The sequence below is a fragment of the Haoranjiania flava genome (assembly GCF_025631005.1).
GTDB lineage: Bacteria > Bacteroidota > Bacteroidia > Chitinophagales > Chitinophagaceae > Haoranjiania > Haoranjiania flava.
Genome location: NZ_JAOTPL010000010.1, coordinates 96,931 through 120,389 on the forward strand (window position 1 = coordinate 96,931; position 23,459 = coordinate 120,389).

Genomic DNA, 23,459 nt, shown 5'->3' on the forward strand with positions numbered 1-23,459 from the left:
GCTTATAAACACTAAAGCTATCAGTTTATTAATATATTCGTACGATTAAATCAGAACCTTATTGATGATCCGCAGACATTATTTCTTAGTAATATTATTTTTAACTGGCGGCCTACACTTTTCTCATGCCCAGACCAAAGAACAGATCCGGGCGCAGCAGCAGGCATTACAGAAAGAGCTGAGCGAGCTGAACTCTAACCTGAAAGAAGTAAAGAAGACACAGAAAATATCTTTGGCACAATTAAAACTTATTGAAGAAAAAATATCTACCCGCCAGCAGCTCATCAACAATATAAGCACAGACATCAAAAATCTCGACGGCCAGATTGCTGCTTACAACGGACAGCTTGAAAAGCACCGGCAGGAACTGGATACCTTAAAGGCCAAATACGCGCAAAGCCTGGTGGAGGCATATAAAAAAAGAAATAACTACGATTACATTAATTTCATATTCTCTTCCAATTCTTTCAACGATGCATTTAAGCGGCTGCAATACTTAAAAAGCTACCGCACTTACCGTGATGCACAGGTGAGCGACATTAAAAATACGCAAGCGCTGATACAGGGCAAGCTTGACGAGATATCTAGGTTAAAAGGCAATAAGAACGTAGCATTGAATACCCAAAGCGGGCAGCTAAAAGGCCTTGAGTCCGATAAGCTCGAAAAAGATGAGGCCATAAAATTATTGCAGGGAAGAGAAGGTGAGCTGGGAGAAGAGATCGCTGCAAGAGAAAAACAAAGAGATCAGCTTCGCCGCGTGCTCAATGATGTTATCCGCAGGGAAATAGCCGAAGCGCAAAGGCAGGAAAGAGAACGCCTCGCTAAAATTGCTGCAGCCCGGATTGCAGAAGAAGAAAGGCAGGCACGCATAGAGGCACAGCGGCTTGCGGATGCTGCTGTAGAAAAAGAAAAAATAGCGGCGTATGAAAAGGCAAAAAGAGAGCGCGAAGAAGCTGCTGCAAGAGCTGCCGCGGCAGAGAAAGAGAGAAAACTGGCAGAAGAAAGAATGGTGAGGGAGAAAAAAGAACGCGAAGAAAGATTAGCCCGGGAGACAAAAGAAATGGAAGAGCGCCTGGCACGCGAAAAAGCCGATGCTGCACGCAAAGCAGAACGCGACCGCCAGTTGAAGCGCATGGAAGAAAGAAACCGTGCCATAGATGAAGCCAACGCACGTGACCTGGCCAAGAAAAAAGCCGAGGAAGAAAAAGCAAAACAGGAAGTAGCGCGGCTGGAAAAAGAGCGGGAAACAGCACGGGTGGCAGCAGCAGTGCCTAAAACGGAAGAACAGAAAGCGGAAGTAAAAAGAAGGGTAGAGCAGGAAGTGGTACAGGAATCGCGCGAAGCTGCTACCAACCGCGGGCGTACCTACAACGTGCTCGAAGCATCGAAAGAAAACATGACCCAGTCGCTTGATTTTGAAAAGAATAGGGGCGCTCTGCCATGGCCGGCATCAGGATATGTGAGCCAGCCTTTCGGAAACTACACCTTGCCCGGCTCCAAGATACGCGAATACAATCCCGGCATTGAGATCACATCCAACGGCGATCCCGGTGTGCGCTCTGTAGCTAATGGCGTTGTATCGGTAGTGGTAAATATGGATGATGGCTATACGGTAATTGTGCGCCATGGTAAATATTTCACTACTTATAATCATCTTGCCAATGTATTTGTAAGCAAAGGCCAGAATGTACAGGCCGGCACGCCTTTAGGTGCAATGGCAACAGGCATTCACGGAAAGCATACCATGTTATTTATTGTAAGTGACGACAGGGGAAATGATATGAACCCTTCCGGATGGCTGAGGTAATTTTTAAAAATAAATTTAAATATAAAAATATGAATAACCATACAGATTAGGGATCATACCAACCGGGGATGAGTATTGAATCTAAAAAAATGGTTATTCCATGTGGCAACTGAAAAAACAAATAAATATAATACACATGAAAGGACCCATATCGCAATTTATAGAACATCATTACAGGCATTTCAATGCGGCGGCATTAATGGATGCGGCCAAAGGTTATGAAACTCATTTAAACGAAGGCGGCAAAATGCTGATATCGCTGGCCGGCGCCATGAGTACAGCCGAGCTGGGTATTTCTCTTGCAGAGATGATACGCCAGGATAAAGTTGCCATCATCTCCTGCACCGGAGCCAACCTGGAAGAAGATGTGATGAACCTGGTAGCGCATTCGCATTACAAAAGAGTGCCTAACTACCGCGACCTCACACCCAGGGAAGAATGGGAATTACTGGAAAATCACTACAACCGCGTTACCGATACCTGTATTCCGGAAGAGGAGGCATTCCGCAGGCTGCAAAAACATTTGCACAAAGTATGGAAAGATGCTGAAGATAAAGGTGAACGCTATTTCCCGCACGAGTTTTTATACCAGGTGGTCAAGAGCGGCGTGCTGGAAGAGCATTATGAAATAGATCCGAAGAACAGCTGGATACTGGCTGCAGCAGAAAAAAATATACCTGTGATAGTACCGGGATGGGAAGACAGCACTACCGGTAACATTTTTGCCAGCTACTGCATTAAAGGCGAGTTGAAAGCAAGCACCGTGAAATCAGGTATTGAATACATGATGTATCTTACAGAATGGTACCGCGCCAACAGCGGGGGCAAAGGCGTTGGCTTCTTCCAGATCGGCGGCGGCATTGCCGGCGATTTCCCTATTTGCGTAGTACCCATGATGTACCAGGACCTGGAGTGGCATGATGTGCCGTTCTGGTCTTATTTCTGCCAGATATCAGATTCCACTACTTCTTACGGTTCTTATTCAGGCGCTGTGCCCAATGAAAAAATTACCTGGGGCAAGCTGGATATTGATACACCTAAGTTTATTGTGGAAAGCGATGCTACCATTGTAGCGCCGCTGATCTTTGCCTGGGTACTGGGCCAGTAATATTGTAATCAAATTTTTGTGATACCGGGAGGATGCCTCCTGGTATTTTTTATATCAACTTCAGGGAAATGAATCTATATTTTATCGCGGTGGAACCGCCACGTGAAATTTCTGATAAGATACGTGCAGTCAGCAAAGACTTTGCAGACAGGTTTGAAAGTGTAAAGGCGTACAAAAACTTTCCGCACATTACCATTATCCCCGTTTTTAAACTGCCGGAAGAAAAAGAAGAATTGCTGTTGAATAACTTTTCTTCCATAAAATTGGAAACGCCGGCTTTTGAGCTGCAGCTCAATGGATTCCAGGCTTTCCAGAATAAGAAAAATCCTGTGATATACATTCACCCGGAAAATAAAGAACAGCTGAAACAACTTTTCAGTGAACTGTCTGTGTTTTTTAATGCCTCATCCGGTAAAAGTTTTCACCCCCATCTAACCGTAGCTTACAGGGACCTTACGCTTCAGAACTTTGAACTTGCATGGAGTGAATATGAAGGCAAGCCTTTCAGGGAAAGTTTCACGGTTCATAAAACAGGCTTGTATAAATACATCAATAACCGCTGGGTATTGCAGCGGGAAATTAACCTGCCTGCTGAAACTGTTTAGTGAATTTTTATGGAAAAGATTATTACGCGCCACCGGCATCTCGATCAGTATCCTATTTCAAAAGATGCCAGCAAGCTGATCGTGGGTACCATTCACCCGCATAATCACGATACATTCCAGCTCCCGTTTTTTTATGGTAATAAAAATTCTATATGGGAAATATTTGCCGACGCCTTTCCCTCATTGCTTTCCCGCCCTTTGACTGTTGATAAGATACTTAGCTTTCTGAAGAAAAAGAAAATCGCGGTAAGCGACACCATTGTTGCGTGTGAACGGCAGGCATCTACTTACCTCGATAATGACCTGATACCAACAGAACTAAATACCGCGTTGGTGGAGCAAATAAAAAACTCTAACATTAAAGATGTATATTTTACAAGCGGCTTTGGCAAAAACAATGCTTTTAAATTGTTTTACGTAAACATACTGCATAGAAAAATTACGCCGGAGATCAGAAAAAACAGAAAGGTGGTGGTTGATGATGTTTTCGGGCGCAAAGTGACGTTGCATGTTTTGTATTCACCTTCCGGCAGCGCTAATGTGGCCTGGTCTGCTTCTAAAATGTATAGGCAAAATGCGCACTTGTATAAAGAATCAAAAAGGCCTGTTTACGATTTTAAAGTAAATTATTACCGGGAGCTTTTCAAATAATTTCCATGTGTGTATATTTTATTTTTTCTTTATGGTCACATGCAATAGGCTTTATTCATTTACAGTTGGTATAAGTTCCTAATTTCATGACATTTTACATTGTTAAAACCTTACCGGGGAAGCCTTTATGTTAAATCCTGATTTGTTTAAAAAATATTTTCCATGAAGTGTAGCGAATGAATACCTAACTACGTATAAGAGGTAATAAGATTCCTGATATATTTGTTTAGTCAGTATTTTACGATTGCTTGTCAAAACAAAAAGCGAAAGATTACCGTCTTTCGCTTAATTTTTTAATAGTGTTATTGCTATTGGTAATGGTTCTCGTCTATATAAAAATATCCGTCTGATCTTTTCCAGTACCACAATGCATTGTTGGGGATTTTATAAAGAAAATATACGCCTTTTGTTCCCTGTTTTTGCATGCTTGCCGGCACATAGATCACGCGCGGAGGTATAAAGTTGTACCTGCTTGATAAGTTCTTTGCCTGGTTAGGCGTATACGCACGCACTACCATGCTGATAGAATCCAGGTTGTGATTGACGTGTGCCGGTAGCGTATTACGATCAATCACCACATTGCCTTTACTGTCTATAACAGCCACAGCCTTCTCGGCAGCGGTTGGTGCTTTTGCAGCATTGGCTTTAATGTTGGCTTCTACATTTTCATTGCCTTCAACTTTATTCACCGGCACCGTAGCTTTTACCATATATTTCTTATCATCAGCAATACGGTCAGGAGCCACGGGCGGGCGCTCAGTTGTTACGGTAGTAGTTGTTTTTGCAGGTATATTTTTCCTGCCGCAGGCAGCAAACAAAAGGATGGAAAATATAGCCAGCAGGAAAATTTTATTGTTCATAGGTAAAACTTAAAGCTTAAAATTAATCATTCGCAAGCAATCGTGATCAGGAGCGAAGATAATTTATCATTTCTTTTATATTGTGGTTATCAAAAGATAATTGTTCGCCTTTGCTGAGGTTTTTAATGTTGCATTTATTTTGTTTCACTTCTTCTTCGCCCATGATCACCACAAACGGAATGCGTTTTTTATCGGCATATTTAAACTGCTTATCAAACTTTGCTTTCTCATGGTACATTTCACAGCGGATATTTTCCCGGCGCAACTGTTGCATCAGTGCGAAGGCAGCCATACTTTCTTGTTCGCCGAGGTTAAAAAACAAAACATCTGTGGCGTGCTGTAAAGTTTCTGGGAAAAGATTAAGCTCATCCATTACATCATAGATCCTGTCAACACCAAAGCTGATGCCCACTCCGGGCATGCCTGGCAAGCCAAACAAGCCGGTAAGATCGTCGTAACGCCCGCCGCCGCCGATGCTGCCAATGGTTACATTCTTAGCTTTTACTTCAAAGATAGTTCCTGTATAATAATTAAGACCGCGCGCCAGTGTAAAATCTATATGTAGCCTGCCATACTCAAGATTGGTGTGTTTCAGCAGGTATTCCAGTTCCGAAAGGCCCTCTTCTGCCAGACTGATGCCGCTCAACAACGTTTTTACCTGTGCAATCTTTTCTTCACTACTGCCACTTACAGAGAGGTATTTTTCAATAGTGCCTATTTGTGCAGCATCTAAACCCCGGGCAGCTAATTCTTCCTTTACTTTCTCCAGCCCTATCTTATCAAGCTTATCAATAGCAATGGTAATGTCGGTAAGCTTATCTGCGCCGCCGCATTTTTCGGCAAGCGAGGCAAGTATTTTCCTGTTATTGATTTTGATTTCAACGTCAACCCGCAGCTTATCAAAAGCGCTGTTGTAAATCTGGATCAACTCCAGCTCATTCATCAATGTACTGCTTCCCACAATATCACAATCGCACTGGTAAAATTCCCTGTAACGACCGCGCTGCGGGCGGTCTGCGCGCCATACGGGTTGCACCTGGTAGCGTTTAAACGGAAAGGTAAGTTGCCCGTGATTCATGGCTATGTAGCGTGCAAAGGGAATGGTAAGGTCGTAGCGCAATGCTCTTTCCGTAATGTTTTTGTCTGATCTTCCTGCAAGTATCTGTTGAAAACCTGCTTCCGTTTTTTCTTTTTTGTTGGGATTATCAAGCCCGTTGTTGAGCACTTTAAAAATAAGCTTATCGCCTTCTTCGCCATATTTCCCCATAAGTGTATCCAGGTTTTCCATCGCCGGTGTTTCCAGCGGTTCAAAGCCGTACAACTCAAATACAGAGCGGATGGTATTAAAAATATAATTACGTTTCCGCACTACTTCCGCGCTAAAGTCCCTGGTGCCCTGCGGTATGGATGGTTTCATTTTTTATAATGTTATAGGTTGATGTTAGAAAACACATATCAGTTTTAGCTAAGCATATTTTTTAATGATATGATCGGTAGCCTTGTCCAGCAGATCGTATACTTCGCTGAAAGCCTCGTCTGTATTGGCATACCACGGATCAGGCACCTGCATGTTTTTGCCGGTATACACTTCATTCATGATCAGGTCTATCTTGTTTTCATCAAAATATTTACCTGCCATGCGTTTTACTTCCTGGTAGTTTTCGCTGTCCATTACATAGATCTTGTCATAATATTCAAAATCTTCTTTTTTGAATTTGCGTCCTTTCAGGTCGCAGATATCAAACCCTTTTAACCTGGCAATTTTTTGTGAACCGGCATGTGGTGGTTCGCCCACGTGCCAGCCGCCTGTGCCTGCACTGTCTATTTCCCAGTTGAGCCCGGCCTGTTTTACTTTATGTCTCAGGATGCCCTCAGCCAGCGGGCTGCGGCAGATATTTCCCAGGCATACCATTAAAATTTTCATGGCGCGAAGATAATGAATGTAAAAGAAACATGCCCTGCGTGATAGTGATCAACCATTAATATATAGATTAAAGTTATTCTAAAATAGATAAATCGAATAGTTTACACATATAATGTGTTGTAAGTTTGCATAGTCAATTAATTATAAAACCATTAAATTATACACTATGTCATTTGTAGGAAAAAAGTTCCCGAATTTAACAGTCGATGCCATGTCAGAAATGGGCGATAATCTTAGGATCAATGTTTATAAAGAAGCGGTAGAGAACAACAAGAAAGTACTTTTATTCTGGTATCCTAAAGATTTTACTTTTGTTTGCCCGACTGAATTACATGCTTTCCAGGAAGCTTTGGGAGAATTTGAAAAAAGAAATACAACAGTTATCGGCGCATCCTGCGATACACCTGAGGTGCACTTCGCATGGCTGAACACACCGAAAGAAAACGGCGGTATTGAAGGCGTTACTTACCCAATACTGGCAGATACACACAGGGCGCTTGCAGACAGGCTTGATATCCTGGATGTAGACTATACCATTAATGAAGAGACCGATGAAGAAGAGATCATTGGCGGCAATGTGAGCTACCGCGCTACATACCTCATAGACGAGGATGGAAAAGTATTCCACGAAAGCATCAACGATATGCCTTTGGGAAGAAACGTGCAGGAATTTTTAAGACTAATAGATGCTTACGCACACGTGCAGAAGCACGGTGAAGTGTGCCCTGCAAACTGGGAAGAAGGAAAAGATGCCATGAGTGCAGACAGAAAAGGCGTAGCAGAATATTTAAGTTCACACTAAAAATTTAATAGTATGTTCCAGGAATTGACCGAAGATAAACTTGACAGTATTATAAACGGGCAGCAAAAAGTAATGGTTCAGTATGGCGCTACCTGGTGTGGCAACTGCCGTATCATGAAGCCGAAATTTAAAAAACTTGCATCTGAAAATAGCGATGTTGCTTTCGTGTACGTAGATGCAGAAAAATTTCCCGAAAGCAGGAAGTTTGCAAAGGTTGACAACCTGCCAACCTTTGCTGCATTTAAAAACGGCCAGCTTGTAAACCAGGTGCAAACCAACCAGGCTGAATCCCTGCATAATTTATTCAAAGAACTTAACTAAGTTTTTGAATGGTACGCATGCGAACCGGGGGTAGCGCACAGTTTTATAACATCACTGTTTATCATTGCTGTAAACATATTTGAAAACAAAAAACAGCTATGCCACAACCCCCGGATAGCTATTGCGTTCATTAAAAACAATAAGAATATATAAAATGAAATTACCGATAATCAGACAATTGTACCAGACTGTAGAACCCGGCAAGCTGGAAGCTGCAGCAGAAGTGTTGGAATCATTTTCAGATTTCCGCGGTGTATCCGATGAAGAGCTGAATGTTGCCGGTGAATTAATGACCAACATTTTCGGCGCCATTGAAGTGCACCGCCTGGTGAAAGAAGGAAAAAAAGAATCAGAGGCGTTGAATGCATTTGCACAAAAAGTGTTAGGCGCTATAGACAAATAAATTTTTCATAGGGATTTGTAGATAGAAAAAGACTGCCTGATTCTTCAGGCGGTTTTTTTATTGCATATGTTGATCATACATCAAAATATAATACATTTGCAACGTTTCAACCCAAAATAGCAACTACTTATGAATTACACTTACAATAAATCGCTAACAGAATTCAAGAACCTGGTGGGCACACGCTTTCAGCTTTACAACAGCCTGTTTACATCCCTGCCTTTTCATAAAGTAGAAAAAACGGGCGTACTGCTGTCTTTGTTCCTGCTGCATTGCGAAGAAGGCTATGTAAAAGGTAAAAACCCGATGGAACTGGTAGATTCTTTTTTAAGTGAATATGCTCATTATTCCAGGGAGCAGCATAAGATAGACCTGCTGTTTCGTTTTATACAATTTGCAGAAAGGCAGGTAGTGTTGTTCGATGCGCTCGAAGATGCTTCCTTCGGTAAAGTAAACGACATGAACGGCCGCGGCACGGTAAAACAACTGGAAAGCATTGTTTCTCAAAACAACAAAGAAGACGATCTGCGCCAGCGGTTAAAAGATTTTTCCGTAAGGCTTGTACTTACGGCTCATCCCACACAATTCTACCCGGGAGAGGTGCTTGGTATTATTCACGACCTGAGTGATGCGCTGGAAGAAGGCCATACAGAAGAAGTAAACTCTTACCTGAAACAATTGGGCAGAACGCCGTTTTTTAGAAAACAAAAACCCACGCCTTACAACGAGGCGCTTAGCCTGGTATGGTACCTGGAGAATGTATTTTATCACGCAGCAGGCAATATTTTACACCAGTTAAAAACTTTATTCAACGATGTGGTAGACGATAAAAACCCCGTAATCAGGTTAGGCTTCTGGCCTGGCGGCGACCGTGATGGTAACCCGTTTGTGAAGTCAGAAACAACTTTGCAGGTGGCCAGGAAACTCAAAAATGCCATCATGCATTGTTATTACCGCGATGTGCGGGAAATGAAGCGCAGACTTACTTTCAGGAACGTAGATACCGTGTTGCAGGAGGTGGAGGCGTCTCTTTACGGATTTTTATTTGAAAACAAAGACAGCAGCTATATTTCACAAGACGAACTCATAGCAATCTTCACAAAATTGCGGGATGTAGTTCAGAGAGATCACAATGGTTTACACATCAGCATGATCGATCAATTTATAGCCAGAGTGCAGATATTCGGTACTTTTTTTGCTACGCTCGACATTCGCCAGGACAGCTCTGTACACAGGGAACTGGTGCGCTGCCTTAATGAGAAATTTCACTTGCTTCCAAAGAACTACGATGCTTTAAGCGAAGAGGAAAAAATTGAAGCGCTGCTGAAAATGAAGGCTGAAAAGGATCTTGCTTACCCCAATGAGACTTTTGAAGACACGCTGAAGGTAATGAAAACGGTGAAACAAATTCAGAAAGAGAATGGCGAACAAGGCTGTAACCGTTACATCATCAGCCATTGCGAGACGGCGCTGGATATGATGGAGGTATTTGCGTTGTTTAAATTGTCCGGCTGGAATATGCATAAGCTTTCTGTAGATATTGTGCCTTTATTTGAAACTATTGAGGATCTGCAGAATGCAGAGAAAGTGATGAAACAGCTGTATGAAAATAAGGTCTACAGCAAACATATTGCACAGCGGGGCAATAACCAGACCATCATGCTAGGTTTTTCAGACGGCACCAAAGACGGCGGCTACCTTATGGCCAACTGGCGCATCTACCAGGCAAAGGAAAAACTTACAGCGCTCTCCAGGCAATACAATATCAATGTGTTATTCTTCGACGGCAGAGGAGGCCCTCCTTCGCGCGGCGGCGGAAAAACACACCGTTTCTATGCCTCCATGGGTGAAACTATTGAAAACAAAGAAATACAGCTAACCATACAGGGACAAACCGTAAGCTCTAATTTCGGTACCATAGACTCGGCGATCTACAATATCGAACAGCTTATCAACGCGGGCATAGTTGATGATGTATCTGATGAAAAAGTAAAAGCATTTACTGAAAAAGAAAATGCATTGTTTGAAGAGTTGGCAAATGAAAGCTTCCGGTCATACACCGAGCTAAAGTCGCATCCGTATTTCCTGGAATATCTGTCTCATGCAAGCCCTCTGCGTTTTTACGGCGATACCAATATCGGCAGCAGGCCTGCTAAGCGCAATGCATCTTCGAAAATAAACATGAATGACCTGCGTGCTATTCCGTATGTCGGCTCCTGGAGCCAGATAAAGCAAAACGTTACCGGCTATTACGGCCTTGGCACTGCTTTAAGTGTATTGGAGAAAAAAGGAAAATGGAAGGAGTTGAAAGCTTTGTATAGCAGTTCATTGTTTTTCCGCGCCCTGATGGACAACAGCCAGATGTCTATGCAGAAATGTTTTTTTCCCATCACACGCCACCAGTCTGAACACCCGGTGTACGGTGAAGTATGGGAAATGGTTCACGAAGAGTTCCTGCTTACAGAAAAGATGGTACTAAAGCTGGCCGGCGAATCGGAACTGATGGAAAAATACCCGGTAGAAAAAATGTCTATCCAGATGCGCGAAAGAATTGTATTGCCATTGCTCACCATACAGCAGTACGCTATGCATAAGGTCAGCGAGATCAATGCCAGGCACAGCGATTCGGACTTCAAGTCCACTTATGAAAAAATGATCATGCGCTGCTCTTTCGGCATTATTAACGCGGGAAGAAATTCGGCGTAGAGGCATTAGCCCGGATCATATTGTTACAGCATTGCAGGCCTGCTATTTAGAAAATAGCGGGCTTGTTACTTAACAGCCTCCAATAAAAAAGGATGCCTTTCGACATCCTTCTGTAGCGGAGACGGGAGTTGAACCCGTGACCTCAGGGTTATGAATCCTGCGCTCTAACCATCTGAGCTACCCCGCCAAAAAAATTGAGAACTTATACACTTGCTCATCTCCTAAATCACGCTGTATAAATGATTATCACCGGTATTGCAAGGGTTGCAAAAGTAATTCTATTTTTCAAATCATCAAAAAATAACACCAGGATTTTTGATAAAAAAAAAAGGCCCGTAGTGGAAACTACAGACCGTCTTCGATTGCTTGCCATATGAAAAAAGAGTTAAATAAATTTTTGTGAACCAGGCACTCTGCCTCGTTTTGCACAGCCTTCAAGTACAAAGATAAAGATGTGATTGAAATAAACAAAAAAATCCAATGTTTTTGTCTTTATCTTTTGTAGACTTTTAGTGCTTCCTCTAAAACGTCCATTGCCTCGTTTATACTATCTGAATTTAATACGTAGGCAAGGCGCACTTCGTTTCTTCCCAAACCCCTGGTAGCATAGAACCCGGGGGCCGGCGCTATCATCACGGTTTTTCCATTGTGCGAGAAACTTTCCAGCAGCCACTGGCAAAAATCTTCAGCATCCTCAATAGGCAGTTTAGCCATTGCATAAAAAGCGCCGCCAGGAGTAGGGCATACAACGCCTTCCATTTTCTGTAAGCGTGATACCAGCGTGTCACGGCGTTTGCGGTATTCCTCTTTGGTTGCTTCAAAATAATCTGCAGGCAGTTCTGTCGCTGCTTCGCCCAATACCTGTCCGAAAGTGGGCGGGCTAAGGCGTGCCTGTGCAAATTTCATTACCGTATTATACAGTTCTTTGTTTTTAGTGACCAATGCGCCAATGCGCGCGCCGCATGCACTGTAGCGCTTACTGATAGTATCTACCAGCACTACATTGTTTTCCGCACCTTTGAGGTTCATGGCGCTGAAGTGGTCGCCGTCGTAACAAAACTCTCTGTAGGCTTCATCTGAAAACAGGTACAGGTTGTGCTTTAAAATTATTTCCTTAAGGGTTTCCATTTCTTCGCGGCTGTACAGGTAACCCGTGGGATTATTTGGATTACAAATGACAATCGCTTTGGTCCTGGATGTGATCAGTTTTTCAAAATCAGTCACAGGCGGCAGTGCAAAACCATTATCTATGGAAGAGGCAACCGGTACAATACTGATGCCGCCTTCGATTGCAAAGCTGTTGTAGTTAGCATAGAGCGGTTCGGGGATAATGATCTCATCACCTGCATCGCAACAGGCCATAAAGCCGAAGATAATAGCTTCTGAACCGCCCGTGGTAATAATGATGTCTGTATAATCTACATCAATGCCTGCACGTTTATAATTTTCAGCCAGTTTTCTCCTGTAAGATTCATTGCCTGCACTGTGTGAGTATTCCACGATCTTTGAAGAGTAATTCTTTACAGCCTGAACGGCAGCTTCCGGGGTTTCTATATCCGGCTGGCCGATATTCAGGTGGAATACCTGAATACCGCGTGCTTTGGCAGCTTCTGCATATGGTACCAGTTTCCTGATCGGGGATTCAGGCATTTGCCCGCCTCTTTTACTAATGGTTAACGACATAGTATTTGTTTTTAAACGCCGATTTTTTCTTCTATTAAATAAACATTCCTTTCCGAAGCATTCCTTGTAACCAGTTCTCCTACAAAGCCTGCAAGGAACAACTGCATACCAATGATCATGACCGTGAGTGAAATATAAAAAGCAGGGCTATTGGTAAGCCAGAAGTGCGGCAATACAAGCTTTTGCACGATCAGGAATAATATGATGAGCAAACCGATTATAAAAAACAAAGTTCCGTACAACCCGAAAAAATGCATGGGCCGCTTACCGAATTTACTGATAAAACTGATGGTAAACAAATCCAGAAAACCATTGACAAAACGGTTAAGCCCGAATTTGGTAACGCCATATTTCCTGGGGCGATGCTCCACAACCTTTTCGCCTATTTTCCTGAAGCCTGCCCATTTGGCCAGCACAGGGATGTAGCGGTGCATTTCCCCGAACACCTCAATGCTTTTAACTACTTTATTCCTGTATGCTTTCAGCCCGCAGTTAAAATCGTGCAGTTGTATTTTAGAACTTTTCCTGGCAACAGCATTGAATAATTTGGAAGGCAGGTTTTTAGTAAGCTTATTGTCGTAACGCTTTTTTTTCCAGCCGCTCACCACATCGTATCCGCCATGGATGATCATATCTCTTAAACCCGGTATTTCGTCGGGGCTGTCCTGCATATCGGCATCCATGGTAATTACCACATCGCCTTTTGCCGCTTTGAAGCCTTCATTGAGCGCGGCAGATTTTCCATAATTCCGCTGGAATTTTATGCCTTTAAAATTGGTATTTATTTTCGAGATGTGCTGGATGATCTCCCAGCTTGTATCGGTACTACCATCGTCGATCATTATTACTTCATAAGTAAAATTATTCTCTTTCATCACGCGTGTGATCCAGTCGCTCAGCTCCGGCAAAGATTCTTCTTCATTAAACAAGGGAACAACTACTGTAATATCCATAAATATCTATTTAATTTCTGTTTGGTCGTATGCATTGTTTTTCTTTACTAAAGATGCTGCAAGCAATGCGCCTACTATACCCGATATTGCATACATAAACAGGGTAGAGCTTATAGTAAGTACATTAAAATATTTTTTAGAGAAACTGAATTGCTGTTCCACTTCTTCTCTGGGTACGCCTACTTCAATTAATTCTTTCTGTCGCTCTGCAATGAGCCTGGTGGTGTGTTCAGGAAAAATTACCTGGGAAGCCAGGATATTCCAGGCTACCATGATCAGCGCTGTAACGCAAATAGCTTTAAAGCCGTAGCCGAATACATCACTGAAACGCGTATTGCCTGTGCGTTTTGCATAATTGAAACAAAAAAATATCACCGCAATTACTATAAGCGGGTAAATAAGATAGCTTAAATAATTATTGCCGTAAACCCCTGTAAGGTGATATATGACGGCGAGTACAATCAAAAAAACTGCAAGCAGCGCACCGTCTCTGATATGCGTTCCTGATCTTTTATTCATCGCAAAGAAATTTAATTTTTATAAAAATTATTTTTTGCAAATACTGCTTCTACTCTGCCTTTCAGCTCCTTGCCAAAAAAAGGAGAGTTGATAGATTTGCTCTTGTTTATTTCTTTCGTAAATATAAATGTTTTTTCTGTAGAAAACACGGTAAGCTCTGCCGGCTGGCCTTTTTTAATTGTTGTGGGCAGCCCAAAGATGGCTCGGTTGTTTAGGGAGAAAAGCCTTGCAATTTGCAATGGAGTAAGTTCAGGTATGGCGGTCTTTACAACGGGATATGCGGTTTGTAAACCGATCATGCCGTTTTTGGCGTATTCAAATTCGCAATCTTTATCATCCAGATGCTGGGGGAAATGATGTACGGCAATAGAATCGATCTGGCCATTGCTTACTGCGTCTCTCAACGCATCGCGGTCGCTGCGGTTTCTTAATGGCGTGTTGAGTTTCAGGTTGGTGTCATAACTTGTAAGGTCTTCATCGCAGAGCAGCAGGTGATAGGGCGTAACACTGCAAGTGATGTTGAGGCCTTCTTTTTTTGCATTGCTGATAAGCTCCACACTTTTAGCTGTTGATATACCGGTGATGTGCAGCCTGCTGTTTGTATACCGCAATAGTTCAATATCGCGCATGATCATAATATGCTCGGCCACCGCAGGCATTCCGGGGAGGCCCAGTTGGGTGGATACAATTCCTTCGTTCATTAAGCCGTTGCTGCCAAAGGTAGATTCTACGGGCTGTGTAATGATGAGGCCATTGATGGTTTTAATATATTGTAAGGCTTTTACCAGCAAGCCCGGAGACTGTATTGTTTTTTTGCCGTCGGAAAATGCGGTGCTGCCTGAGTCAGCCATATCGTACATTTCAGCCAGGTCTTTTCCTTCCAGTTCACGGCTTACGGCACCCAGTGGAATGATGTCTGCCGCTGCATTGTTTGCTTTGTTCACCACATATTCCACCGAAGCTTTATTCTGTACCGAAGGAGATGTGTTGGGTAGAATAAGCACTTTGGTAAAGCCTCCGTGTACGGCGGCAAGCGCACCGGTTGTAATGGTTTCTTTATGTTCAAAGCCAGGATCTGCAAAATCAGAAAATATCTCCATCCAGCCTGGAGAAACAAATGTGTTTTGCGCATCGAAACATTCAATATCATTTTTTGAAATATCATTTTCTATTGCCGTAATAATGCCGTTTTCAATTAAAATGTCTGTTTTTTTGTTGTTGTGTGAAGCGTTATCATCAACAATATGCGCGTTCTTAATGAGCAAATCCATAATCTTTCAAAAAATTTAGTGCAATATACTTTAAATCAGTAAAAACGTATTAAATTTGTGCCCCCAACTTTAAAGTTCGGGACGTAGCGCAGCCCGGTAGCGCACTTGCATGGGGTGCAAGGGGTCGCTAGTTCGAATCTAGTCGTCCCGACTGTTTTAAAAGCACTTACAAATTAAAAAATGTAGGTGCTTTTTTTTATGTATTGATTTACTGTTTAAAATATCTGTGCTTTCAACAGTAGTTCTCCGATAAAAGCTTATTACAGTATTTATAAGCGTTGGTAGCATATTCAACGGATGCAGGTATTGTGCAAAAACAATTCACAGCCTCCATAATGCATCTCTTACTATTATACTATACTCGTGATCTCTTAATTACTAAAAAAAATTTACCACATTTTAGGTTTGAAATAGTTTGCGACCACATGCTTTCACAACTAGCGAAACTTTATAAAAGTATTTCTATACTGCAGATGTGAAGATTTTTTATTAAGTTTGTTTTCTATCGGTTTATTAATGACGAAGGAGCATATTGCATATTTAAATTATAAAATTTCTGAAGAGGACGATCAGCAAGCCTTTGAGCAGCTATACAGGCATTATTATTCTGGATTGCTGAGCTATGCAATGACCTTCCTCGAAAACAGGGAACTTGCCGAAGAAGTTGTGGAAGATGTGTTTGTAAAAATATGGACCAATAGAAAAACCCTGACCACTATCTCACGCTTTTCTTATTACTTATACACTGCTACCAAGCATACCTCTCTTAATTACCACAGCAAAAGAAAAAAAATTGCGACGGATTCTATAGACCCGGCTGACAATGAAATATTCTTAGATTACAATGACCCTGAAATCTCAGTAATCAGAAAAGAAAATATCAGTGCAATAGAAAATGCGATCAACACACTACCAGAAAAATGCCGCCTCATTTTCCGGCTGATAAAAGATGACGGCCTGAAATACAAAGAAGTTGCGCAGCTTTTAGGTCTTTCTCAAAAGACAATAGAAGCACATATGAGCCTGGCTTACAGCCGTATACTAACCAGCTTGCAGGAAAACCTTCCTGAATATGCATTAAACAGATCTTCCAGGGCCGGCAATTATTAATAAATTATTATTTCTTAACTAAGGGTTTCTTAAAATATTATTGTCTTAGTAGTAAGAACGATATTTTTTGTGCCTGATAACAACAATCGCTTAATAGAATTGCTGATTAAAAAAGAATCAGAAAATCTTACGCTGCTTGAGCGGAAAGAGTTGCTAAAGCTTTTGGAAGAAGACGAAAGTTATCTGGATCTTGTACATTTTCTGGATGTAGCTGATAAAAAACAAGAAGTTTTTTTTAATAAGAATAAACAAGAGGATGTTGAAAAGAGTATTCAACGCCTGAAAAAAAAGATCAATGTAAAAACCAGACGCTTGCCCGTAAAAAAATATTTACTGGTAGCAGCGTCTGTTTTAGCGGCTTTTGTATTTATAAAATTTATGGCGTTTGAGGCAGATACAAAGAAACTGGCCGGTAATACTTACAAAACGGAAAAGGGCTCTAAATCTAATCTCACGCTGCCTGACGGTTCAAAAATCTGGATTAATTCCGATACAAAAATCAGCTATAAGGATGATTTCGGAAAAACCAGCCGTGAAATATTTTTAGAAGGAGAAGCGTATTTCGATATTGTAAAAGATGTGTCGAGACCATTCATTGTGCACACATCAAATATGAATATAAAAGTGTTGGGCACCGTTTTTAATGTGCGTGCCTACAACGATGAAAGCAATACACAGGCATCTTTGATAAAAGGCTCAATTGAGGTAACACTTACAAAAGATAAATCCAAAATCATAAGGCTTAAGCCTAATGAAAAGATTATCCTGAGAAACAATGTTCATAAAATGGCCCAAGGTAAAAATGCCGATGAGCCTGCTATCTTAATTACAAATATCAAAAGGCTGGAAGCAGATTCAAGCGTAGTAGAAACGCTTTGGATAGAAAATAAACTGGCATTCAGAGAAGAAAGCCTTGAGAATATTATCCTGTTATTAAAGCATTGGTATAATGTGGAAATTATAATAGCCGATGCAAGTTTAAAAAACAACTTATACAGCGGAACATTTAAGGGAGACAATATAACCGATGTAATGAATGCCTTGTCTTTAACCGGGGATTTTAGTTACAGTAAAAAGAACGATACCATATTCATTATACCTAAATAAAATTATGTAACAATAAAAAATAACAGACTATGTAAACAAGCCAATAAATAAACGGAGAGTGTTCGCACCACCCTCCGTAGAAAAAATTGAAAGAATCAACGCCCCTCCAGGCATTTATCCATCATTTTAACTTTGTAAAATTATGAAAAATAATGATACGCGTATCATTGACAAGCGAATACAGACCTTCATCAATTACTTACTCATGATGAAATTTACCATCTTACTTCTTCTTATTTCTTTTCAGTCGGTAGCGTTCAACAGCACCGCGCAGGATAAGATAGATCTGAACATTAAGAATACGCCCATTGTGCATGTGCTTCAAAGTATTGAACAACAAGGCAAATATCGTTTTGTATATAAAAATGATATCATCCCTGAAAGAACAAGAGTGAGCATCAACGTAAAAAATGCAGATTTTGACATGGTGATGAATAAGGTATTAAACAATACTTTATTAACGTATCAAAAGCTCAACAACGGTCTTGTTGCTATTGTAAAAAAAGCTCCGCAAAGAATACCGGTTCGGGGCGTCATCCGCGACTCTACCGGGAATCCATTGCCGAATGTAAGCATTATAGAAAAAGGGACAACAAATGGTACCATCAGTGAAATAGACGGTTCTTTTATACTGGAAGTTGCTGATGCCAATGCCACCTTGATCTTTTCACACGTCAATTACACTACGCAGGAAATACTTGTTGGCCAGAATACCGTGCTTAGCATCATGCTGGAAGCCATTGAAAGTGAAGAAGAAGAAGTGGTGGTAGTAGGGTATGGCACACAGCAAAAAAGCAATGTGACAGGGGCGATATCTACTATTCAGGCAGATGATATTGTTACTACTACCAGCTCCAGCCTGGCGCAAAGCATTCAGGGAAAAATACCAGGACTGCAAATCAGGCAGCAAAGCAGCGAGCCGGGGTCTTTTAGCTCCACTATTAATATCCGTGGATTCGGCGAACCTTTGTATGTTATTGATGGTATTGTACGCGATGGCGGTGTAGAGTTCCAGCAATTAAATCCCAACGACATTGAAAGTATTTCCATACTAAAAGATGCATCAGCAGCCATTTACGGACTGAATGCCGCTAATGGTGTTATTTTAGTGACTACTAAAAAAGGTAAAACAGGAAAACCAACCTTCAGCTACAGCGGCGTGGTGGGCTGGCAGGTACCTACACATGTGCCAAAAATGTCTACGGCCTCCCAGTATTACGACATGTACAACGATGCTATTTTCTTTAGAGACGGCAAGCCCTTTTTGACCAACGAAGAATTGGCAAAGTGGCGCGAAGGCGGTGAAGGCTACGAAAGCACCAACTGGCACGATGAAACCTTTAAGAAATCTGCTTTTCAGCAACAACACAACTTTTCTGTACGCGGCGGCAATGAAGCTGTGAACTATTTTGTAAGCTTAGGTTATTACGATGAAAACGGGTTATTCAAAAGTAATGACATGAAATATAACCGTTATAATTTCCGTACGAACATTACAGCAAAGATTACGAAGGATTTAACGGCAGACGTGATGCTATCCGGTAGATACAGCATCAGGGATTATCCCGGTGGAGACGGCTTTATCTGGATTTACAAAGGTACCATTATCAGCCATCCTTACGAAAAACCTTATATAAATAACGATCCGCAATATCCGGCTAATATTTACAACCAGCAAAACGCTGTATTAATGTCGCAAAAAAGATATGCGGGTTATACCAACGACAGGAACAAAAGTTTTCAGTCATCCGTATCTTTAAATTATAAATTTCCTTTTATAAAAGGGTTGGAAGCCAAAGGAACAGCTGCTTATGACAGTTATAACATGTTCAACAAAAAGGTTTGGAAGAATTACAGGGTATACAGCCAGGATCTTACTTCGCAAATAGTTAACCCGCCGCGTATTGTAAATGCCATAGACGATGTAGACAGAGTAGTTCTTCAAGGGCAATTGGATTATAAACACCGGTTTAATAATGTTCATAATCTTGGAGCTACCTTAGTGGCAGAACAGAAATATTACAATAAAAAGTACTCTTATTTAAAAAGAGAATATGATTTTTATACAATAGACGTAGTGGATTACGCGTCAGGACTTCAGACCAACAGCGGTAGTGAAGATGAACAGGCGACTGTTTCTTATATAGGAAGAGTCAATTATGATTATTTAAGAAAATATCTTGTTGAAGCTTCTTTCAGGTACGACGGCTCATACAGGTATGCGCCCGGAAAGAGATGGGCTTTCTTTCCCAATGCCTCGCTTGGCTGGAGAATTTCTGAAGAAGGATTCATCAAGAATAATCTTCAGTTTATTGACGACCTTAAATTAAGAGCTTCCTATGGTGCCATAGGAGAGAATGTGGGTGATCCTTTTCAGCATGTATTGGGCTTTACACCGGTAACCAATCACGGTGCTGAATTTAATAACGGCTCCTATACGGGAGGCATGGCAGCGCCGGGAGTGATCAATGAAAATTTCACATGGGTTAAGTCTGTAATATTCGATGTGGGTATAGACGCAGGTTTTTTTGATAATAAATTAAGCTTCACAGTTGATTATTATCAGCGTGAAAAAACAGGAAAACTTAAAACACGCTCCGGCGGCCTGCCCGATACCTTCGGCGGTGATATGCCAATAGAAAACCTGGATAGTGAACAAACAAGAGGTTTTGATTTCGTGGTATCGCATAAGAATCGTATAAATGATTTTCGCTATGGCGCCAGTTTCAATTTTAACATTGCCAGAACCATGCACAGATTCATAGACAGGCCGGAATCAAGAAGCAGCTACCACAACTGGTCCAGCAATTATACCAACAGGTGGAATGATTTTGTATGGGGCTGGACAAAAATCGGCCAGTTTCAAAACTTTGACGAAATTTATACAGCGCCTGTGCACGGCGGAAATTTAGGAAATACACAAATATTACCCGGCGACTATGTTTTCGAGGATGTGAATGGCGATGGTGTTATTGACAACAAAGATTTGTTGCCCAATTTAAAAAATCGCACACCAAAAATGTTCTTCGGAATGGTGTTGGACGCTGCATGGAAAAACTTCGATATGAATATGGTTTGGCAGGGTGCATCTATGTACTCTGTGAGGTTCAATGAAGTATTTAGTATGATGTTCTTTAACAATGGCAACCTCCCGGCTTATTTTCATGACAGATGGCGTTTGTCTGAGCCCGGAAATATGGATAGTGAATGGATCCCGGGCAAGTGGCCGGCAAGCAGGTTTTCGGAGTATATGCAATCTTCCTACCGGGAGAGCGATATCTGGAGAATGGACGCCAAATATGTAAGGCTGAAAAGCATAGAAGTTGGCTACACATTGCCGGTAAATAAAGTAAGAAATAATTTCATTAACAGTATGAGGGTGTATGTGAATGCTCATAATCTGTTGACCATCTCAGATCCTTTCCTTAAACAGTTTGATCCTGAAAAATATGAAGGCGATTATTTCGCAGGATATAATTATCCGCTCATGAAGAGCTTCAATGTAGGACTGAACTTATCATTTTAAAAATTGTAAATTATGAAAGCTACTAAATATTTAATATATATATGTATAATGGCGTTTGCGCTTGGCTCCTGCTCTAAAAGGCTTGATCTGCAGCCAAGAAATAAAATTCCTGGAGACGTAGTTCTTACTGACCCGAACGGAATAAAAGCGTTCGTAGCGGATTTATATTATCAGGCTCCAATAGAAGATTTTGTTTATTTTCCCAGAGAAGGGTTTAATGCACGAGGTAATACCGGCTCTATGTCTTTATCGCAATACGGATTAGAAGCCATACATTCTGAATGGCCAAATTTTAATGAGTTTAATAATGGCTGGTGGGGCAGCGCTTATAAGCTAAACAGGAACATCAACGTATTGATAGAGGCATTACCCAATCTGGATATTAACGATGCGGATAAAAAAACATTGTTAGGCGAAGCATCCTTTCTGCGCGCTTACACCTATTTCGGCCTCGCAAAAAGATACGGTGGCGTGTCTATCATCACTACTAACCAGGTTTATACCAGTGATTTTGAAAGTTTAAGAGTGCCAAGAAGCACAGAGAAGGAAACCTGGGACTTTATCCTGGCAGAATGTGACAAGGCGATAGCAAATTTGCCGGAAACAAGAGAAAGCAACGACGAAACTAAAAGACGCGCAACCAAATGGGGAGCTTATGCACTCAAATCACGTGCGGCTTTATATGCAGCATCTGTTGCAAAGCATTGGAGTAAAGCCCCGCTTTCCGGCGAAGCGGTAGACAAGAAGCTGGTAGGGCTGGATATGGCAGATGCCAATCGTTACTACCAGGAATGTATTACAGCTGCAGATGCTGTTATCAGTTCGGGAAAATTTTCATTATATGGCGCAAACCCCGGAAGTGTTGCAAATGCCATTGGGAATTTGAAAAATTTATTCACAGACCCTAATGTGGCGCCGCAGGAAGTAATATTTATGAAAGGATATGGAAAATAGGAGAGCCTCTTCCTCATGATTATGACGGATGGAATAATCCCAACCAAAACGCAGAAGGCTTTCCCTATCGCGGAAGAACGAATCCTATATTGGAATTGGTAGATACTTATGAAAGTTATACTAATCCAGGGGTTTCATCACCCATTGTTACAACTGCTGACGGCAATGTTGATAATTATGAGGGATATAATCAAAATGCCGCTTACCGCCGCTTTAATACGCCTGATGAGATTTTTAAAGATAAGGATGCAAGATTTTTTGCCACAATTATTTACCCGAATGCAACATGGAAATCAACACAGATAGTTATACAGGGCGGTGTGGTAAGACCAGACGGAACCCTCATGGATACAAGAGGTTCCTATACCCACAACGGAGTTACTTACTATACATATGGCAGAGAATTTCAGAATCAGTATTCAGGCTATGATGGTTCAGCCAATATGACCCGCTCCGGATTTTTGCTACGTAAATTTTTGAATGAGAACTGGAGGATTACCAATTTTGGTCAGTCTACTACAGACTTTGCAGATTTACGATATGCAGAGGTATTGTTGAATTATGCCGAAGCAGTCATTGAAAGCGGATACGCTCAGAATAATGCACAGGACAAAGCTAAAAAAGCAATCAATGATATTCGCTTCAGAGCCGGGCATACAGTGGAAATACCATTGACGCTTGAAAATGTTTTAAGAGAAAGAAGAGTTGAGTTGGCCTTTGAAAATAAAGAATACTGGGATTTGAAAAGAAGACGCGATTATCACATAGTATTCAATAATAAGCTTAAAACAGCCCTGGTGCCTATGATGGATTTAAGAGGTGCAACCCCGCAGTACATTTTTGTAAGAAAATATGTGGCCGGCGACATGCATCGAACAGTGGATATAAGGGATTATTATTTCCCGATCCCCGGAATTGCCAATAACGGTCTTATACAAAATCCACAGTACTAATCATACTATGACATTAAAAAACACAGATGAAATGAGCCATAATCCTGTTACGTATTCAAAACAGTGATTCCTTCAGGCAAATTCCATCTGGCAATAACGTAGAAATAAAAAAACACAGATGAAATGAGTCATAATTCTGTTACGTATTCAAAACAGTGATTCCTTTAGGTGAATTCCATCTGGCAATAACGTAGAA

General features: G+C 41.4%; 20 protein-coding genes and 2 tRNA genes. 14 read left to right on the top strand and 8 right to left on the bottom strand.

What is annotated here, in order from left to right:
• Window positions 1–64: 64 nt before the first annotated feature.
• From OD355_RS08510 to OD355_RS08525, 4 genes are all read left to right on the top strand, one after another.
• Complete coding sequence (locus OD355_RS08510; RefSeq protein WP_263038040.1) at window positions 65–1,807, top strand: peptidoglycan DD-metalloendopeptidase family protein; 1,743 nt, start codon at window positions 65–67, stop codon at window positions 1,805–1,807.
• A 136-nt stretch (window positions 1,808–1,943) separates the two neighbouring features.
• A complete protein-coding gene (locus tag OD355_RS08515; protein WP_263038041.1) occupies window positions 1,944–2,915 on the top strand; it encodes a deoxyhypusine synthase family protein in 972 nt (323 codons plus the stop codon).
• A 68-nt stretch (window positions 2,916–2,983) separates the two neighbouring features.
• Window positions 2,984–3,520 (top strand): 2'-5' RNA ligase family protein, encoded by a 537-nt coding sequence (locus OD355_RS08520; RefSeq protein ID WP_263038042.1) that lies wholly within the window; start codon window positions 2,984–2,986, stop codon window positions 3,518–3,520.
• 9 nt (window positions 3,521–3,529) lie between these two features.
• Complete coding sequence (locus OD355_RS08525) at window positions 3,530–4,171, top strand: uracil-DNA glycosylase family protein (RefSeq protein ID WP_263038043.1); 642 nt, start codon at window positions 3,530–3,532, stop codon at window positions 4,169–4,171.
• A 308-nt stretch (window positions 4,172–4,479) separates the two neighbouring features.
• Here the strand turns inward: OD355_RS08525 and OD355_RS08530 are convergent, their stop codons facing one another.
• From OD355_RS08530 to OD355_RS08540, 3 genes are read right to left on the bottom strand one after another with little or no spacing between them, the layout of a single operon-like run.
• A complete protein-coding gene (locus OD355_RS08530; protein WP_263038044.1) occupies window positions 4,480–5,031 on the bottom strand; it encodes a hypothetical protein in 552 nt (183 codons plus the stop codon).
• Window positions 5,032–5,077: 46 nt separating this feature from the next.
• Window positions 5,078–6,448, bottom strand: a complete 1,371-nt coding sequence (gene hisS / locus OD355_RS08535; protein ID WP_263038045.1) for a histidine--tRNA ligase — start codon at window positions 6,446–6,448, stop codon at window positions 5,078–5,080.
• 48 nt (window positions 6,449–6,496) lie between these two features.
• Window positions 6,497–6,955, bottom strand: a complete 459-nt coding sequence (locus OD355_RS08540; protein ID WP_263038046.1) for a low molecular weight protein-tyrosine-phosphatase — start codon at window positions 6,953–6,955, stop codon at window positions 6,497–6,499.
• 166 nt (window positions 6,956–7,121) lie between these two features.
• Here OD355_RS08540 and OD355_RS08545 point away from each other — a divergent pair, with 166 nt between their 5' ends.
• The 4 genes from OD355_RS08545 (at window position 7,122) to OD355_RS08560 (ending at window position 11,187) form a co-directional block, all read left to right on the top strand.
• Window positions 7,122–7,757, top strand: coding sequence for a peroxiredoxin (locus OD355_RS08545; RefSeq protein ID WP_263038047.1), 636 nt, complete (start codon window positions 7,122–7,124; stop codon window positions 7,755–7,757).
• A 12-nt stretch (window positions 7,758–7,769) separates the two neighbouring features.
• The gene (locus OD355_RS08550) at window positions 7,770–8,078 is read left to right on the top strand and encodes a thioredoxin family protein (RefSeq protein ID WP_263038048.1); all 309 of its coding nucleotides are present in this window, start codon (window positions 7,770–7,772) and stop codon (window positions 8,076–8,078) included.
• A 154-nt stretch (window positions 8,079–8,232) separates the two neighbouring features.
• Window positions 8,233–8,481, top strand: a complete 249-nt coding sequence (locus OD355_RS08555) for a DUF6952 family protein (protein WP_263038049.1) — start codon at window positions 8,233–8,235, stop codon at window positions 8,479–8,481.
• A 129-nt stretch (window positions 8,482–8,610) separates the two neighbouring features.
• Window positions 8,611–11,187, top strand: a complete 2,577-nt coding sequence (locus OD355_RS08560; RefSeq protein WP_263038050.1) for a phosphoenolpyruvate carboxylase — start codon at window positions 8,611–8,613, stop codon at window positions 11,185–11,187.
• Between the two features lie 113 nt (window positions 11,188–11,300).
• On the opposite strand, the gene OD355_RS08565 is transcribed toward OD355_RS08560, so the two are convergent.
• The 5 genes from OD355_RS08565 to OD355_RS08585 all read right to left on the bottom strand — a co-directional run bounded on the left by OD355_RS08565 (window position 11,301) and on the right by OD355_RS08585 (window position 15,613).
• A tRNA-Met gene (locus OD355_RS08565) sits at window positions 11,301–11,374 on the bottom strand.
• Window positions 11,375–11,679: 305 nt separating this feature from the next.
• Complete coding sequence (locus tag OD355_RS08570) at window positions 11,680–12,870, bottom strand: pyridoxal phosphate-dependent aminotransferase (protein WP_263038051.1); 1,191 nt, start codon at window positions 12,868–12,870, stop codon at window positions 11,680–11,682.
• Between the two features lie 11 nt (window positions 12,871–12,881).
• Entirely contained in the window at window positions 12,882–13,823 is a 942-nt protein-coding gene (locus tag OD355_RS08575) for a glycosyltransferase family 2 protein (protein ID WP_263038052.1), read from the bottom strand.
• 6 nt (window positions 13,824–13,829) lie between these two features.
• Window positions 13,830–14,342: a DUF4199 domain-containing protein gene (locus OD355_RS08580; RefSeq protein ID WP_263038053.1), complete on the bottom strand. Its 513-nt coding sequence runs from the start codon at window positions 14,340–14,342 to the stop codon at window positions 13,830–13,832.
• 11 nt (window positions 14,343–14,353) lie between these two features.
• Entirely contained in the window at window positions 14,354–15,613 is a 1,260-nt protein-coding gene (locus OD355_RS08585) for a dihydroorotase (RefSeq protein ID WP_263038054.1), read from the bottom strand.
• Between the two features lie 77 nt (window positions 15,614–15,690).
• On the opposite strand from OD355_RS08585, the gene OD355_RS08590 reads away from it, so the two are divergent.
• From OD355_RS08590 to OD355_RS08615, 6 genes are all read left to right on the top strand, one after another.
• Window positions 15,691–15,764: transfer RNA gene (locus OD355_RS08590), tRNA-Pro, on the top strand.
• A 365-nt stretch (window positions 15,765–16,129) separates the two neighbouring features.
• Window positions 16,130–16,723: an RNA polymerase sigma-70 factor gene (locus tag OD355_RS08595; protein ID WP_263038055.1), complete on the top strand. Its 594-nt coding sequence runs from the start codon at window positions 16,130–16,132 to the stop codon at window positions 16,721–16,723.
• A gap of 69 nt (window positions 16,724–16,792) precedes the next feature.
• Window positions 16,793–17,830: a FecR family protein gene (locus tag OD355_RS08600; RefSeq protein WP_263038056.1), complete on the top strand. Its 1,038-nt coding sequence runs from the start codon at window positions 16,793–16,795 to the stop codon at window positions 17,828–17,830.
• A 142-nt stretch (window positions 17,831–17,972) separates the two neighbouring features.
• Window positions 17,973–21,356, top strand: a complete 3,384-nt coding sequence (locus tag OD355_RS08605) for a TonB-dependent receptor (RefSeq protein WP_263038057.1) — start codon at window positions 17,973–17,975, stop codon at window positions 21,354–21,356.
• A gap of 48 nt (window positions 21,357–21,404) precedes the next feature.
• A complete protein-coding gene (locus OD355_RS08610; RefSeq protein WP_263038058.1) occupies window positions 21,405–22,310 on the top strand; it encodes a RagB/SusD family nutrient uptake outer membrane protein in 906 nt (301 codons plus the stop codon).
• Window positions 22,311–22,399: 89 nt separating this feature from the next.
• Complete coding sequence (locus OD355_RS08615; RefSeq protein ID WP_263038059.1) at window positions 22,400–23,263, top strand: RagB/SusD family nutrient uptake outer membrane protein; 864 nt, start codon at window positions 22,400–22,402, stop codon at window positions 23,261–23,263.
• Window positions 23,264–23,459 lie beyond the last annotated feature (196 nt).

Excerpts from the sequence above, each read along its gene's own strand:
- OD355_RS08510 (WP_263038040.1), top strand. The coding sequence starts at position 65 with ATGATCCGCAGACATTATTTCTTAGTAATATTATTTTTAACTGGCGGC.
- OD355_RS08515 (WP_263038041.1), top strand. The coding sequence starts at position 1,944 with ATGAAAGGACCCATATCGCAATTTATAGAACATCATTACAGGCATTTC.
- OD355_RS08520 (WP_263038042.1), top strand. The coding sequence starts at position 2,984 with ATGAATCTATATTTTATCGCGGTGGAACCGCCACGTGAAATTTCTGAT.
- OD355_RS08525 (WP_263038043.1), top strand. The coding sequence starts at position 3,530 with ATGGAAAAGATTATTACGCGCCACCGGCATCTCGATCAGTATCCTATT.
- OD355_RS08530 (WP_263038044.1), bottom strand. The coding sequence starts at position 5,031 with ATGAACAATAAAATTTTCCTGCTGGCTATATTTTCCATCCTTTTGTTT.
- hisS (WP_263038045.1), bottom strand. The coding sequence starts at position 6,448 with ATGAAACCATCCATACCGCAGGGCACCAGGGACTTTAGCGCGGAAGTA.
- OD355_RS08540 (WP_263038046.1), bottom strand. The coding sequence starts at position 6,955 with ATGAAAATTTTAATGGTATGCCTGGGAAATATCTGCCGCAGCCCGCTG.
- OD355_RS08545 (WP_263038047.1), top strand. The coding sequence starts at position 7,122 with ATGTCATTTGTAGGAAAAAAGTTCCCGAATTTAACAGTCGATGCCATG.
- OD355_RS08550 (WP_263038048.1), top strand. The coding sequence starts at position 7,770 with ATGTTCCAGGAATTGACCGAAGATAAACTTGACAGTATTATAAACGGG.
- OD355_RS08555 (WP_263038049.1), top strand. The coding sequence starts at position 8,233 with ATGAAATTACCGATAATCAGACAATTGTACCAGACTGTAGAACCCGGC.
- OD355_RS08560 (WP_263038050.1), top strand. The coding sequence starts at position 8,611 with ATGAATTACACTTACAATAAATCGCTAACAGAATTCAAGAACCTGGTG.
- OD355_RS08570 (WP_263038051.1), bottom strand. The coding sequence starts at position 12,870 with ATGTCGTTAACCATTAGTAAAAGAGGCGGGCAAATGCCTGAATCCCCG.
- OD355_RS08575 (WP_263038052.1), bottom strand. The coding sequence starts at position 13,823 with ATGGATATTACAGTAGTTGTTCCCTTGTTTAATGAAGAAGAATCTTTG.
- OD355_RS08580 (WP_263038053.1), bottom strand. The coding sequence starts at position 14,342 with ATGAATAAAAGATCAGGAACGCATATCAGAGACGGTGCGCTGCTTGCA.
- OD355_RS08585 (WP_263038054.1), bottom strand. The coding sequence starts at position 15,613 with ATGGATTTGCTCATTAAGAACGCGCATATTGTTGATGATAACGCTTCA.
- OD355_RS08595 (WP_263038055.1), top strand. The coding sequence starts at position 16,130 with ATGACGAAGGAGCATATTGCATATTTAAATTATAAAATTTCTGAAGAG.
- OD355_RS08605 (WP_263038057.1), top strand. The coding sequence starts at position 17,973 with ATGAAAAATAATGATACGCGTATCATTGACAAGCGAATACAGACCTTC.
- OD355_RS08610 (WP_263038058.1), top strand. The coding sequence starts at position 21,405 with ATGGCGTTTGCGCTTGGCTCCTGCTCTAAAAGGCTTGATCTGCAGCCA.